The organism is Okeania sp. SIO2F4, assembly GCF_010672385.1.
Lineage (GTDB): Bacteria > Cyanobacteriota > Cyanobacteriia > Cyanobacteriales > Microcoleaceae > Trichodesmium.
This window is the reverse complement of the sequence record NZ_JAAHGT010000153.1, coordinates 1-13,855: the sequence shown is the minus strand read 5'-3', so window position 1 is coordinate 13,855 and position 13,855 is coordinate 1. Positions and strand designations below refer to the sequence as shown.

The following is a 13,855-nucleotide window of genomic DNA, read 5'->3' as shown; positions in this document are numbered from 1 at the left end:
TTGAAGTGATGTTTGTAGGGAACAACTAGTGCAGATATAGTTGAATTCAGAATTTAGAATTCTGAATTGGCATTGGTGAAATAAGGTATGAAATTTGTATCGGAGTAAGATTGATAGTAAGCAAAAAAACTGTTTTAACTACTAACTACTGACTATTAAAAATCATACAATCATTTACCAACGCCCAGAATTTAGAATTCAGAAGTTAAATACTTAACTGCTATAGACGGAGAAATGGGGAGAAGGAGAGATGGTGAATATAGGGCATTTTTCTACCTTTTTTCCCTATTCTATATTCTCGATATCCTGACTTCTGACTCCTGACTCCTGACTCCTTCTTCAATTCCATATAACTGCACTAGCTTCTATACATTACAGATTGAAGCTTGAAGTTGCTGCGACAATCTTTCCGAGTAGAGTTCAAACCACTTGAGCCAGTAATTTCCTTGCTTGGCTTCATTCATTTGAGAAACCAACTTGTTATAAGTAACAAACCAAGAATCCCAATAATCTGTTGGTACTATTTGTTGACAGCCATCATTAGTTGGACAACCTGCTGCACATTGAGGAACACTATAGTAACCAACACATTCATTACAAACATTGGAGTTAATTTCGTAACGTACCCCATTCCAGCTAATAGCACCAGTGGGGCATTGGGAAACACAATGATGGCAGGAAATACATTTGCTAGTAATGGTGTAACTCATGGTCTATACTCCTTGTGGTTGCAGAAGTTGCTGGTAAAAATCTAAAGCAACTTTTTCAATTACATCGTAAGTCTCAACCACCTCTAGTCCTGCCTTGCGTACCTTTTCCTTTGGACTATCACCAATTTTAGAAACCAGTACAGCTTTACAATCAGAAATTGCTTTGATGATATTCTCCAGACTTCCTTCTTCACCATAACCACCTAGACAATAGTGGTCAACTTTCCGGTGAGCAATAAATCTAGCTTTCACACCATCTACTTCATAGATCATAAACTCTTTAGCATGACCGAAGTGTTGATTAACTAATCCGTTACCTTTGCTTGCTACTGCTAGTAGTATTGGCGGACCTGCTTCGGCAACTTTCTCAGTGGTCTGAGTTTCAGCCTTAGCTTTTGCTAGTTTATTACGGAAACCTTCAATGCCAGCATGAAATTCTTTGCGCTTTTGTAGGTCATACTCTGGAGTCATCTCCATGATTGCTTCTTTTGTGAATTCCTTACTGCGGTCTTCACCTAAGAGACCAACTGCATCTGCACGACATTGACGACAGTGGCGCATCATTTTCATTCCGCCAACATCACATTTGTCTTGCAATGTTTTTAATTCTTCAGTAGTTGGACCACGTTGACCATTTAAGCCGAAGTAAGTGCCGTGTTCTGGTGAAGAAATTAGGGGCATAATATTATGGATAAATGCACCCTTAGAACGAACAATCCTATTAACTTCTTCTAAGTGCTGGTCATTAATACCAGGAATCATGACTGAGTTAACTTTGCAGAGAATATCAGCTTCTCTGAGTAAGTCCAAAGATTCCATTTGTCTTTGGTGCAGAATTTTGACTCCTTCAATTCCTCTATAGCGCTTCCGCTTGTAATGAACCCAAGGATAAATCTTTACCCCGATTTCAGGGTCAACCATATTAATAGTTAGAGTAACATGGTCAATATTTAGTGCTTTGAGTCGATCTATATAGTCGGGTAAAGCTAGACCATTGGTTGACAAGCAGAGTTTGATATCTGGAGCTTTCTCAGCTACAAGCTCAAAAGTACGGAATGTTTTCTCTGGGTTGGCCAATGGGTCGCCAGGTCCGGCAATACCCATAACAGTCATTTGAGGAATTTTGCCTGCAATTACTAGAGCTTTATGAGCTGCTTCTTCAGGAGTTAACAGTTCACTAACTACCCCTGGACGACTTTCATTAGCGCAGTCGTATTTCCGGTTACAGAAATTACATTGAATGTTGCAAGCTGGTGCAACAGGAGCGTGCATCCTTGCATAATGGTGATGTGCTTCTTGACTGTAGCAAGGATGGTTAGCAATACGCTCTTGGATTTTGGCGTCATGTTCCTGTTCGGTACTTCCGCAACCCTTTGACGCGCAGCCGCCGGATTTTTTTGCTGGGCTCGCTGTAGTGTTTGCGAAGCTGTTCACTGTTGGTTGGGAAGATAGTTCTGTTGGCTGTAACATCTAAGTTTCCACTATTGTTGTACTAGCTGTCGCCGTGGGTGACGGATTACTCGCGTCGATACACTTCTTCTCAGTGACTTGAACATTGGCGGTGTTCTGTCAGTGGATTTGGTGTCCGGCGTTATAGTTTTTATATCAGTGGGTTTTAGATCGCTACATTCAAAAACCGCAATTAGTATTTATTATGATAATTAATGTTGTACTCAGATTTTTCTAATTTAATAATTCAAATCAGATCCGGGTATCTAAATTTTTTATTGGGGTACAGGTACTTGTATTTTTTAAGTGGGGTACAAGTATTTACGGTGTGATGGTGCAGGCTCCTATGTACTCATGCTATAACCTATATATATTAGTTATTTCGCTATTTTTTTAACCCTTCTTTTTTTTCTACGCTCCTGTACTCATATACCCCTTATTTAAGTTAATCCTTTATTACTGTATACAATGTATCAGTTTTTGGCAAGTAGGGGAGATTTTTCTTAACTTTTCTTTATATTTTGCGAAAAATTTCTAATAAGCAATTGGGTTAACTTTGATTATTTCCCATTATTTCACAAAATTACAACAAACTGTATTTGAGAAAAATTTTAATTAAGGTAGTTCCATAATCTAGAATATGAATTATATAGGACTTGGGCAGTACAAGTTATTTTCGTCCGAAGCGACTAACAGGGAAGCAACCTCAAATCCTAGTTTTTCCTACCTCATGCGTAAGTCCTGTCATAAATATTCATCTCCTACTCTCTACCCCACTATACTCCGTACCAAAAATTTAACTGCAAGTTTTTAGATTCTGTAATTAACTTAGCAGTTTTTTCAGAATTAAGTAGATAATTTTTAACGTTTTTTTTAATATTTTCGCTATAGTTATGAGTTAAACTAGAGTTGAGTACAAGTTTAAATTTCCGAGAAAACCCCACTTAAAATCCTCAAACTTGCAGCAATACAAGCATTTGCCTTGAGTACAAAAATGCTAGTACATTGTTCAGTAAATACTCGTACACGCTACAAAAAATACTAGCACCTATAACCCAAAATATATTTTAAACATATCTGTAATAGCTTTCCAATCATGGGATCAATATTTTGAGTACAAACATAATAAATCTAATAAACACTGAGCAGCAAATATTTATCAGTAGTTTGCAAGGCACTTGATATAAACATTGAAAAGCAAACGTCCTTGTCAAACACGGAACCCTTTATTTGACCCATGACCACTTTACTGACTAGCAATACTTGCACCTTACCTAACACAACTAACAATTCTACCTTGAGAAAAGGCCAAGGTAACTTCAGGTCTCAAGTCAAACCAAAGGCTAATACTGAAGTTGCTCAAGAAAATCTACCATTAGAATCCAATAGAGAGCTTTCTTCATCTCGTCGTCATAGGTTTTGGTATAAATATTTTACCTTTCCTGAACTAGATACAATATTAACAGATTTTCAAGTAATTTTCGAGCGAGACCCAGCAGCACGGAACTGGCTTGAAGTGTTATGTTGCTACCCCGGTTTGCACGCTTTATTACTACATCGTCTTGCTCATAAATTGTACTGTCAGAGAGTACCTTTAATTCCACGTTTAATTTCCCATTTGGGACGCTTCTTCACAGGAATAGAAATTCACCCAGGGGCACAAATTGGGCAAGGAGTATTTATCGATCATGGTATGGGAGTGGTTATTGGTGAAACAGCAATTATTGGAGACTACTCATTAATTTATCAGGGTGTCACTCTTGGTGGAACAGGAAAAGAAACTGGTAAACGCCATCCCACTATTGGCCAAAATGTTGTAGTTGGTGCTGGTGCAAAGGTACTAGGGAATCTCAATATTGGTGATAACGTTCGCATTGGTGCTGGTTCCATTGTATTGCGTCATGTCCCTGCTGACTCCACCGTTGTCGGTATACCTGGTAGAGTCGTATCGAAATCTGGTGAAAGGACTGGAGTTCTCGAACATGGAAAATTACCAGATACGGAAGCTACTGTAACTCGTGCTTTAGTTGACAGAATTGAGCAACTAGAACAACAATTGCAAACTCTTATGAGCGATACAAGGAAAAGCAACAATGTTTAGTAATCATAATTCTCACTCTAATCCCAAAGACTTGACTAAAATTGTGAATCTTTCTCAAATAGACCGCTGGTTTATTCAGCATCGCTTACGAGAGCTAATGATTAATAGTTGGTGTACCGACAATGGTGAGTTATTAGTAGAAGTCAAGAATTGCACCGATGCTATTCTGCTCCAAAGCACTGTTAAGCAATTTATTGCTCCTCGGACAGAGTTAGTAGACTGGCTAGAAAGATGCTGGAAAATGGAAGTTTTTCCTAAATACAATCATTAATTTTAATGAACAATGCTTATTGGTAATAGATATGGAATTACTTTCCTTATCTATTACCTGTAGTTTCAAGCTTAAGGATAATAACTATGGAAGGCGATCGTAAAACTACTCTATTTATTCATTTTTTGCAGGAAGAATTAGCCCTTTCCGCAGCCGCAATTTCTGTGGCACGGAAACATAGCGAAACTTCTTGTGGTCCTCTACCAATGATTCTCTGGAAGTTTGGCATGATTTCTCTGCACCAACTGCAGCAAATTTTTGATTGGTTAGAGTCTTACAATAACAATACTCTATGCTATGAGAAGTTTATCAGTTAAAAGATGAATTATAAAATTTATCTAAATAAAAGTTACCTGATTAGCAAAGTAGTGTTTAATAATAGTAAATACTTGAATTTTAGTTTAAGTAGTTTAATCAAGAAATCAAAATATTTGTTCCTTGTTTATGGTGTTCCTTGATTAGTACCTATTGATTTGCTGGGGAACGCATCTACAAATTATAAATATAGTTAAAATAATTAATAATTTTTCTTTATTTGACTTCTTTATTTGACATTTATCCTGTTTATTAAGTCTAGTTTCAACAACCCTCAGAAGTCCGGTTTATGATGAACATACCATAAATATTTGATTGATTTACAAATAAATCTGACTTCTGGTATAATAGCTACTTTTTTCAACAATATAAATATGCAATAATTAATTTAAGAAGTAAAGTATGACTTTCAGAACTCAAAAAAATTACGACTATTTCTCAATTGATACAGATAATATAGGACTACGCATTTAAGACACAGACATTGTTAAATCCTGTTTACGGAACATTTGGATATCGAAAACTTACTCAGAGATTACTTTTTACTTTTGACTTGCGCATAGCGCTATATCTGTCCAAATTAAACACAATTTAACTGTAGAAAAAATACTAAACTTATCCACTATTAGCGAGGCAACTAAATGAAAGTAGATGAACTTGTAGAATTAGACGGACCCCCTGCATTTGAACTCGAACAAAAAGTTAGGGTTTGCAAAATCATTCGTAATGATGGTACTTTCCCTGGAAAAAATCGAGGTGATGTTCTTTTGGAGGGAGGAGAAGTCGGTTATATTTGTGGCATCGGTACCTTCTTACAAAAATTTTATATTTATTCCGTGCATTTCATCAAAAAAGGAATGATTATTGGTTGTCGTAAAAATGAAATTGAAATTGTGGAGGAAAATTATTAATGAAAGTAATGTTACGGAATAATCCAGCAGGAAACTTAGAAGTTTATGTTGCTAAAAAAGACTTAGAAGAAGAAGTTGTCTCACAAAAAATTGATGGGGATAATAAAATTTTAACTTTAACAAATGGTTGGGAATTATCTATTCCTAAAGACCAACCAGAAAAGTTACCGATTACAATAGACGCTAAAAGATTAGACTAAAGGTTTCCTTTCCATAGTTACTCCTTATTGTTCAGCCACCAGATGAGATTTATATCTTATTTGGTGGTTTTCTTTTGTTATATCAAGTCTGTTTACAGCGGTTTTTATATGAATAAACCACAATTATACTAACTCCTAATTCCTAACTCCATAAAATCTTGTGTTATAATCAGTGTATATTAAAATTTTATCACCTATGAAGTATACTTACCAATATCGTATATATCCAGAGACTAGCCAGAAGTTGACACTAAAAAACTGGCTTAGAATTTGTCGGTATTGGTATAACAGAATGTTAGGAGAACGTTTTAACTGGTGGGAGCAAAACAGATGTCCTATAAATGCTTGCCCTCTAATTTCTCATTTACCTGAATTAAAAGACAAACCAAATTACTATAACCAGAAAAAACAATTACCAGAACTGAAAAAGGCTATAGTAGAAGTCAAACATTCAGGCGAGCATCTGGATTTTTCCCAAGTTTATTCAACAGTTTTGCAAGATGTCTGTAAAAGAGTAGAAGCAACATTTTCGCTTATTTCTAACAGGTAATAGTCAAGGTAATCGTAGTGGCAAACCGAGATTTAAAGGTCAATCTAGATATCGTTCATTAAACTTTCGTGCGGGCTGATGATTCTTGGTTAAAATTTTCATCAATTAATAGTAAGTGGTTATATATTTCAATCCCTAAAATAGGTGTAATTAAGGTCATAACCCACAAACCAATACCTAATGGAGGTAAAATAAAACAAGTTTCACTAATCAACAAAGCTGATGGTTGGTGGATAAATTTCAGCTTAGAGGATAAGTCAATTCCTGAGTTGAAAACTGACAATATTCAACCTACTTGGGAAAATTCAGTAGGTTTAGATGCTGTCCTAGACAAAGATATTTATTTAGCCACATCAGAAGGAAATAAATTACCTTCTCTCAAACCTTTAAGAACAAATCAAGATCAACTAACCAAAGTATCTCAACGCAAAAACAAACGTAAACACGGCAATAAATCGAGACGAAAGCTAGCAAAACGCGAAGGCAAAATCCATCAAAAAATAGGTAGAAATCGTAAAGATTTCCAGTATAAAACAGCTCATAAATTAACTCGGACAGGTAAAAAAGTATTTTTCATAATAATTGTTAAATCTATCAGGATTAACTCGTAGAAATAAAGCAAAACAAGATGAAAATGGAAAGTATTTGCCTAATGGTCAATCGTCCAAGTCTGGATTAAATAAATCTTGGCTTGATGCTGCGTTTAATCAATTCTTTCAAATACTAGGCCAGGTAGCCGAAAAAGCTTTTCATGTCGCAAAGCGAAACGCTAGAGTGATAGAATGCAAACCAAATTATACATCTCAATTGCTTTGTTATAGAGATGAAATAGTTTTTACAGATTGCAGTATCAGAGAGTATTTTGATGAAGAATTACAGTTGAAAATTGATAGAGATATTAATTTAATGCAGCAATCAATTTGAAACGAGTCGGGCTGGACTTGTTCCCGACTATAAACCGCTGTCAAAACAAAGTGGTTATAGCTAAATCTAAAACCGCTTTTGTTTCTAAGGAAGTTCTGAGAGTCTTTAAAAGGCATCAGAAGCCTACACAGAGGCATCCGCTTTCTGTGTAGGTAAGTCACTAAACTAAAGATTATCTAACTAAATAGATTATAATTCTTATATAGAGTTTAAAACTATAACGTTATAGTTATGACTAGTTCATATGTCAGCACTACAGAAGCAGCTTTTCTGTTAAATATTTCAACAGGTAGATTGCGACTTCTACTGAATACGCGTCGTGTTATTGATGCCAAAAAAGTCGGAAGATTTTGGAGAATTCCTCTGAACCATCGGGGAATGCCAGAAATTACACCAGGTCGTCGCGGTCCTCAAGGAACTTGGAATAAATTTCAACGGGAAGCTAAAACTATCGTTCATGTTCTGCGAAAAACTATAGACTATAACCGAGACTATGGAACTTCCTATCCAGCAGTAGCGGTGAAAGTGGGAGATAGAAAAGATTATTGTCACGCTCTGAAAATTAAAGGAGATTGCCAAATAATTTATCAACCCCATCAACCGAATAGAAGTCAAGCTGGAGGTGCTCGTCTATGGATTGAAGTAGAACCGGAAAATATAGTAGAGCGAGTATATTTTAGTGATGGAGATTATGGTCCGCCACCAGAAGTAGTTCAGCAACGTGCAAAAACTAAGGGGAAAAGTAAGAAGAAAAAATCGAAAAAGAAAGGAAAAAAGAGCATTGACTTAATCCAAGAATAACGATATAATACCTCAAAAAGCATACCATTATACTGCCAATACGCATAGATGAAATCCATCAGAACTAAGCTCAAACTGAATAACAAGCAGAAAACCCTGATGGCACAACACGCAGGTTATAGTAGATGGTGCTACAACTGGGGTTTAAGTTTATGGAATGCAGCTTACACAGATGGTTACAAGCCCAACCCTCGTAAACTCAGAGAGGTTTTTACCAATCACACAAAACCACTCTACCCCTGGATGAAAAACTTATCATCTAAAGTTTATCAATATGCTTTTATTAACTTGGGTGAAGCATTTAAGAGGTTCTTCCAAGGCTTAGGTAAACGCCCAAGGTTAAAAAAGAAAGGCAAACATGATTCATTCACCATAGACAATTGTGGAAAACCAATAGAATTAAACGGATGGAGTCACAAATTACCTTTTATTGGTATAGTCAAAACTTATGAACCAATTGAAGCAACAACTAAAAAAATAACTATCAGCAGACAAGCTGGTGACTGGTATTTAAGTTGCAGCTATGAATTTACTCCAACCTCAACACCAAAAACCACAGAAGTTGTAGGTGTAGATTTAGGAATTAAGACACTAGCAACACTCAGCACAGGTGAAGTCTTCGAGAGTATTAAGCCTTACAAAAAAGCGCAAAACAGACTGGCCAAATTACAACGACAACTAAGTAGGAAAGTTAAGCATTCAAGGAATTGGTATAAAGCAGTAGTCAAGCTAGCCAAACAACATAGACGAGTAGCTAATATCCGTAAAGATGCACTTCATAAACTGACAACTTATGTAGCCAAGAACCACGGCACTGTTGTGATAGAAGACCTAAATGTATCTGGAATGTTAGCCAACCATAAGCTAGCTAAGTCAATAGCAGACCAAGGCTTTTATGAATTTAGAAGACAGCTAGAATACAAGTGTCAATGGTATGACAGTGAATTAGTAGTAGTAGACAGATTTTTTCCATCATCAAAAACTTGCTCTAATTGTGATCATGTACAGGATATGCCTTTAAACATCAGAACTTATGACTGCTCAGAATGTGGTATATCAATAGACCGAGACTTGAATGCCTCAATTAATTTAAGAAATGCGGTCGGCTTGACCGTTGATGCCTGTGGACGGAGTGGTTCCGACAGTTCCGTTGGAAGCAGGAAGTAAACATTAAAATGTCACTCATTATGACGTTTTATATCGGTTTTATGAAGCAGAAGTAGTTAAATATTTAGTTTGGAAAGAAGAATTATGTAAGTAGTGCCTGAGTTCTGCTTAATTTTTTACTGTCTATCAAACCAATCTGGAATGTATGGGATACTGCTGACGCAACGCTCCGCGATCGCCAATCTCTCGATCAGCAGTAAAACAAAATTAAAGATTGACCTTGGTTGTGGTATTTTCTAGGAATATTTTTCTAGGTCATACTCCGCAAACAAGATTTTTGGCAAAGTAAGCTCAGTATAAATTTCTCGAATAACCTAGCTGTACAAATTTGTAATTTATTTATCCTCAATTTATTCACAACTTGGGGATTAGGAGAAAGCCGCATAGATTCGGAAATTATATTAGTATCTAGCAAATACTTTAAACTCATAAATCAACCTTTCTCCCTGGTGACTTATCCTGTAAGTTATCAAAAGTCTAATCATCAAAAGTAATTTCTTCTTGTTCTATTTTTGCCCTTAATTTTTGATAGGCTGACCAAAAACTGTTTTGGAATAAATTATTTGTGTTGGGTTTCATTACCTCAACCCAACCTACAAATACTATTAATAACAGCTTCTTCCTGCTATACCAGAATAATTGCGAGATATTGTGTCAAGAACAGAACCAAAAGTTCCATTTGAAAATCTTTCCCTTTTTAATTGTTGAGACAATGTATATTCAGCAACACCATTGTTTAAAGTCCAAGAAGAGGAGTATTTATCAAGACGGCTATTTGAAACCGTTGTTGTGCTATATACACCATTAAATTTTCTACCAGAAAAATCCTCTACTTTGACAACAGTTTTATTACCATCAAACAGCATATATGATGCTGTATTTGTGTTTTCGTTCCAATCCCAACCAAGAATACTATCACTATTTGAAATTTTAACAGTATGTAATTTTCTTCAAAATCCTGTTTGTGGAGTAAATTCCTGCACAATTACCTGTGATACTTGACCATTAAAGATAACATAACTAGCGACTCTTCCACCTTTATAACTCCAACCACGAACAGAAGGAGAGTCAGATATGTGAAAAGTCTTACCACCAGCAGATATTTTAGAACTATTTCCCGAATAAAAAGCTTCGGTACAAGTTTGTTGAGCAAAAGCTGTTTCAGAAGATAATAGTGATAAGAAAGTTGCATTAGAGATAGCAGCAACTGTTAAAGTTAGAGAACGGACCCAATTTCTTTTTATTGAATTAACAAATAAACTCTGTAATTGCATAATTAATTTTGACATTTTATTACCTTAATTTGTTGACTCTTTTTGCCCTATAATTAAGCATCTAAATACAATTCTAATTCTCTCATTTTCATGCCACAAGTCGGAATAGGGCGGATAATGACGGGGATTTTATTAAAAAAATATAAAAAAGACGGATAAAGAAGGATTTTAGCGGATATAATTTTCCCAAAAATTAACTGTAAAACAATGGACTGGCAAGCAGTTTTAAATTCAATTGATGAGTTAGTCTTTCAGCAAACTGGTAAACACCTAAGTAATCTGCAAATGGGAATTTTAAAGGGTGTTTTGAACAAGGAAAAATATAGGGATATTGCAGAACAATATAAATGTTCTAAGGGTCATGTCAAGGATGAAGGATACGAACTCTGGCAACTTTTATCAGAGATTTTTGGAGAGAGGTTAAATAAATCAAATTTTGTCGCTACAGTCGAACGTTTAGGATTTGCAAATTATCAGTCACCACTAATAGGAAATCATGTTCGTGTTGATAATATTAATCTCTGCAATAACGCTGAAACAACTGAATTAAAAAATAGGGATTTTGTAAATACTAAAGATGATAACAACACAACTTCTTGCCAACCCATTGTTGAAAATGTTTTGCATACAAATAAATTAAACACTATTTCCAAATTAATCAAGCTCGGTTTAACAGCGCAACAAATTGCTGAAGCACTAGATTTACCATTAAATGAAGTACAAGAATTAATAGAATAAATAGGATAATATAGCAAATCAAATTCGGTAATATAAATCTTATTGAGCATTGCTTTTCATTTCAATAAACCACAAAGTAGGGACGTTCCATGGAACATCCCTACCGGGTTATCATTATTAACCTCTTAAATATACAGCAAATTATGGTTTAATTATATATAGCAATTATAGCCCATCAATAAAAATAGATATAGATATACATATACATATAGAGTTTTAGCAAAAATTACTTGTGTTGGGTTTCGTTACCTCAACCCAACCTACAAGAGTAAAATATATCAAATAATTATCAAAAATTTCCATAAAAAAAAAGGTGGGTTTTTCCCACCTAAAAACTAACAATAATTTCTAGCACTACGCAAATAGAGCCTAGATATTTATCAATACTCAAAGTCAGTTAAAAATTACTTTTAATTTTTGACTTTTGACTTTTGACTTTTGAATTGATAACTATGCACCAACAGCTTCTTTAGCAGCATACATAACTTCTAAAGAAATCTCCCCAATACCACGTTCTCTGGCAAACTTTTCTGTATTTCGCTTCACTTTACCCCGGACAAAACCAGGCACCTTATTCAATTCTGCCTTTGCATCTTTCGTCCAATTCAAATCAGAATCAGCAGAAATTCCTTTAGTAATAACTTCTTTAGTATCGTGCCCGCCAAATATTTCTAATAGATGATCTTCCATCCCCAAAGTAAAGGAATTGTAAACCAAATCTGCAATTTGATTAGTACCTTCATAACCCATAAACGGTTTATAACCAATAGGGAAATTCTGAATATGAATAGGTGCAGCAATAACACCACATGGAATATCTAAACGCTTACCTACATGACGCTCCATTTGCGTACCAAAAATTGCCGAAGGTTCCACGCGAGCGATGGCATCTCCAATTTCCCCATTATCCTCACTAATTAAAACCTCGTCACAATATTCACTCACCTCTTGCCGAAACCAGTCTGCATCATATTTACAATAAGTACCTGCCCAAACTACATGAATACCCATCTCCCGCGCCAAGATTTTGGTCAGAGCAGCAGCATGAGTATTATCGCCAAACACCACCGCTTTTTTACCAGTTAAATTTTGACAGTCAATGGAACGAGAAAACCAAGCAGCTTGAGAAACGTGCAAAGTTTGATTATCAATATATTCCTCATAGTCAACATTGGCACCTTGAGCATTAACCACCTGCTGAATTTTCCGAATACAACGAGCAGTTTCCACCACACCCATAGGAGTTATATCAATATAAGGCGTGCCAAACTCAGATTCTAAATATTGAGCTGCCATTACCCCTAGTTCCCGATAAGGTGTAAGGTTAAACCAAGCGCGAGGCAGATTTTTTAAATTGTGAACTGACGCACCTTCGGGAATAACTTCGTTAACTTCAATGCCTAAGTCTGTCATCAAGCGTTTTAACTCGGTGCAGTCATGTTGGTTGTGGAAACCAAGGGTAGAAACACCAATGATATTTACAGAAGGTTTCTCAGTTTTTCCTTCTGGAAGTTCTCCTTTCTTTTTCGCCTTCTCAATATAATATTTAACAATTTGCTCCAAAGTACGGTCTGCTGCTTGCAATTCGTTAACGCGATAATGATTAACATCTGCCAACATTACATCACCTTTCGCATCTATTTGAGCGCGTTCGACAAAATTCTCCAAGTCTTCTTGCAAAATGCTAGAAGTGCAGGTGGGAGTAAGAACAATTAAATCTGGAGTTTCTTCCTTGTCTTTGCGGACAATATTATCTACTACTTTTTCTTGGGAACCCCGCGCCAATACATTGCGATCGACTACACTAGCAGTAACTGGCGTATAATTCCGTTCTCTTTCCAACATGGAGCGCATGACATTGAAGTAGTCGTCTCCCAGAGGAGCGTGCATAATAGCGTGAACGTTTTTGAAAGAACTGGCAACGCGCAATGTACCAATATGAGCAGGACCTGCATACATCCAGTAAGCTAATTTCATATAATGTTCTCCGTTTTGTTATTAACAATTATGGGTTTGTTAGTTTGATTGTCTCAGATTTTGATGTTTTTTGCCTGTAAAATTTAGTCCGTGCCACGAATTTAACTTCTGACTTCTGACTTCTGACTTCTGACTTCAGCTATAGTTTGTCAGTAAAGCAATAAAATTTTGTTTTATTTAAGTATTCTTAATTTTTAGGTTAATTAATGTTAATTAGGGACACAAAAGGTTGACAATTGTTTGATATGGGTATATGAAAAAAGCGATCGCTTGTTTTAACTGTGCGATCGCCTTCTAGACTAAACTAATATAATTATTTCTGATGTTGACTAAAGGTCAAAAATATAGACTATCCTAGACAAATATACACAAAATGTCTAGGATATGAAACAATCACGAATTTGCGGAAAGATTAGGAGTTAGTGTAAAAACTTTACAGCGTTGGGATAATTCTGGAAAGTTAAAAG

General features: G+C 35.7%; 16 protein-coding genes. 11 read left to right on the top strand and 5 right to left on the bottom strand.

From position 1 onward, the window contains the following. Positions 1 to 365 precede the first annotated feature (365 nt). Positions 366 to 710: a 4Fe-4S binding protein gene (locus F6K22_RS12355; protein ID WP_293097744.1), complete on the bottom strand. Its 345-nt coding sequence runs from the start codon at positions 708 to 710 to the stop codon at positions 366 to 368. 3 nt (positions 711 to 713) lie between these two features. Beyond that, positions 714 to 2,180, bottom strand: coding sequence for a nitrogenase cofactor biosynthesis protein NifB (nifB, locus tag F6K22_RS12350; RefSeq protein ID WP_293097742.1), 1,467 nt, complete (start codon positions 2,178 to 2,180; stop codon positions 714 to 716). Between the two features lie 1,435 nt (positions 2,181 to 3,615). On the opposite strand from nifB, the gene cysE reads away from it, so the two are divergent. The 10 genes from cysE to F6K22_RS12310 all read left to right on the top strand — a co-directional run bounded on the left by cysE (position 3,616) and on the right by F6K22_RS12310 (position 9,399). Next, positions 3,616 to 4,260 carry a serine O-acetyltransferase gene (gene cysE / locus F6K22_RS12345; RefSeq protein ID WP_293097746.1) on the top strand — a complete coding sequence of 215 codons (645 nt, stop codon included), beginning with the start codon at positions 3,616 to 3,618 and terminating at the stop codon, positions 4,258 to 4,260. After that, entirely contained in the window at positions 4,253 to 4,531 is a 279-nt protein-coding gene (locus F6K22_RS12340) for an Asr1405/Asl0597 family protein (protein ID WP_293097741.1), read from the top strand. Before cysE ends, F6K22_RS12340 begins: the two co-directional genes overlap by 8 nt. Before the next feature lie 86 nt (positions 4,532 to 4,617). Further along, complete coding sequence (locus F6K22_RS12335; protein ID WP_293097740.1) at positions 4,618 to 4,848, top strand: DUF2949 domain-containing protein; 231 nt, start codon at positions 4,618 to 4,620, stop codon at positions 4,846 to 4,848. A gap of 639 nt (positions 4,849 to 5,487) precedes the next feature. Continuing rightward, a complete protein-coding gene (locus F6K22_RS12330) occupies positions 5,488 to 5,757 on the top strand; it encodes a nitrogen fixation protein NifZ (RefSeq protein ID WP_293097738.1) in 270 nt (89 codons plus the stop codon). Continuing rightward, complete coding sequence (gene nifT, locus F6K22_RS12325) at positions 5,757 to 5,957, top strand: putative nitrogen fixation protein NifT (RefSeq protein WP_293097735.1); 201 nt, start codon at positions 5,757 to 5,759, stop codon at positions 5,955 to 5,957. The genes F6K22_RS12330 and nifT overlap by 1 nt, the downstream gene beginning before the upstream one ends. A 196-nt stretch (positions 5,958 to 6,153) precedes the next feature. Continuing rightward, on the top strand, positions 6,154 to 6,507 hold the full coding sequence (locus F6K22_RS41980; protein WP_363273414.1) for a helix-turn-helix domain-containing protein: 354 nt from the start codon (positions 6,154 to 6,156) through the stop codon (positions 6,505 to 6,507). 68 nt (positions 6,508 to 6,575) lie between these two features. Continuing rightward, positions 6,576 to 7,118, top strand: a complete 543-nt coding sequence (locus tag F6K22_RS41975; RefSeq protein WP_363273412.1) for an RNA-guided endonuclease InsQ/TnpB family protein — start codon at positions 6,576 to 6,578, stop codon at positions 7,116 to 7,118. Then, positions 7,090 to 7,431, top strand: a complete 342-nt coding sequence (locus F6K22_RS41970) for a hypothetical protein (RefSeq protein WP_363273410.1) — start codon at positions 7,090 to 7,092, stop codon at positions 7,429 to 7,431. Before F6K22_RS41975 ends, F6K22_RS41970 begins: the two co-directional genes overlap by 29 nt. Positions 7,432 to 7,662: 231 nt before the next feature. Then, the gene (locus F6K22_RS12315) at positions 7,663 to 8,232 is read left to right on the top strand and encodes a DNA-binding protein (RefSeq protein ID WP_293097733.1); all 570 of its coding nucleotides are present in this window, start codon (positions 7,663 to 7,665) and stop codon (positions 8,230 to 8,232) included. A 99-nt stretch (positions 8,233 to 8,331) separates the two neighbouring features. After that, positions 8,332 to 9,399, top strand: a complete 1,068-nt coding sequence (locus F6K22_RS12310) for an RNA-guided endonuclease InsQ/TnpB family protein (protein ID WP_293097731.1) — start codon at positions 8,332 to 8,334, stop codon at positions 9,397 to 9,399. A gap of 605 nt (positions 9,400 to 10,004) precedes the next feature. Here F6K22_RS12310 and F6K22_RS12305 read toward each other — a convergent pair. After that, positions 10,005 to 10,265, bottom strand: coding sequence for a hypothetical protein (locus F6K22_RS12305; protein WP_293097728.1), 261 nt, complete (start codon positions 10,263 to 10,265; stop codon positions 10,005 to 10,007). 84 nt (positions 10,266 to 10,349) lie between these two features. Continuing rightward, entirely contained in the window at positions 10,350 to 10,688 is a 339-nt protein-coding gene (locus F6K22_RS12300; RefSeq protein ID WP_293097726.1) for a hypothetical protein, read from the bottom strand. 192 nt (positions 10,689 to 10,880) lie between these two features. On the opposite strand from F6K22_RS12300, the gene F6K22_RS12295 reads away from it, so the two are divergent. Then, positions 10,881 to 11,411: a helix-turn-helix domain-containing protein gene (locus F6K22_RS12295; protein ID WP_293097723.1), complete on the top strand. Its 531-nt coding sequence runs from the start codon at positions 10,881 to 10,883 to the stop codon at positions 11,409 to 11,411. 450 nt (positions 11,412 to 11,861) lie between these two features. Here F6K22_RS12295 and bchB read toward each other — a convergent pair whose 3' ends face one another. Then, positions 11,862 to 13,388 (bottom strand): ferredoxin:protochlorophyllide reductase (ATP-dependent) subunit B, encoded by a 1,527-nt coding sequence (bchB, locus tag F6K22_RS12290; RefSeq protein WP_293097721.1) that lies wholly within the window; start codon positions 13,386 to 13,388, stop codon positions 11,862 to 11,864. Positions 13,389 to 13,855 lie beyond the last annotated feature (467 nt).

What these genes read in the sequence shown, in the direction of transcription:
- nifT (WP_293097735.1), top strand. Translation starts at nt 5,757, where the DNA reads ATGAAAGTAATGTTACGGAATAATCCAGCAGGAAACTTAGAAGTTTAT.
- bchB (WP_293097721.1), bottom strand. Translation starts at nt 13,388, where the DNA reads ATGAAATTAGCTTACTGGATGTATGCAGGTCCTGCTCATATTGGTACA.
- F6K22_RS12335 (WP_293097740.1), top strand. Translation starts at nt 4,618, where the DNA reads ATGGAAGGCGATCGTAAAACTACTCTATTTATTCATTTTTTGCAGGAA.
- F6K22_RS12315 (WP_293097733.1), top strand. Translation starts at nt 7,663, where the DNA reads ATGACTAGTTCATATGTCAGCACTACAGAAGCAGCTTTTCTGTTAAAT.
- F6K22_RS41980 (WP_363273414.1), top strand. Translation starts at nt 6,154, where the DNA reads ATGAAGTATACTTACCAATATCGTATATATCCAGAGACTAGCCAGAAG.
- nifB (WP_293097742.1), bottom strand. Translation starts at nt 2,180, where the DNA reads ATGTTACAGCCAACAGAACTATCTTCCCAACCAACAGTGAACAGCTTC.
- F6K22_RS12295 (WP_293097723.1), top strand. Translation starts at nt 10,881, where the DNA reads ATGGACTGGCAAGCAGTTTTAAATTCAATTGATGAGTTAGTCTTTCAG.
- F6K22_RS12310 (WP_293097731.1), top strand. Translation starts at nt 8,332, where the DNA reads ATGGCACAACACGCAGGTTATAGTAGATGGTGCTACAACTGGGGTTTA.
- F6K22_RS12355 (WP_293097744.1), bottom strand. Translation starts at nt 710, where the DNA reads ATGAGTTACACCATTACTAGCAAATGTATTTCCTGCCATCATTGTGTT.
- F6K22_RS12300 (WP_293097726.1), bottom strand. Translation starts at nt 10,688, where the DNA reads ATGTCAAAATTAATTATGCAATTACAGAGTTTATTTGTTAATTCAATA.
- F6K22_RS12340 (WP_293097741.1), top strand. Translation starts at nt 4,253, where the DNA reads ATGTTTAGTAATCATAATTCTCACTCTAATCCCAAAGACTTGACTAAA.
- F6K22_RS12305 (WP_293097728.1), bottom strand. Translation starts at nt 10,265, where the DNA reads ATGCTGTTTGATGGTAATAAAACTGTTGTCAAAGTAGAGGATTTTTCT.
- F6K22_RS12330 (WP_293097738.1), top strand. Translation starts at nt 5,488, where the DNA reads ATGAAAGTAGATGAACTTGTAGAATTAGACGGACCCCCTGCATTTGAA.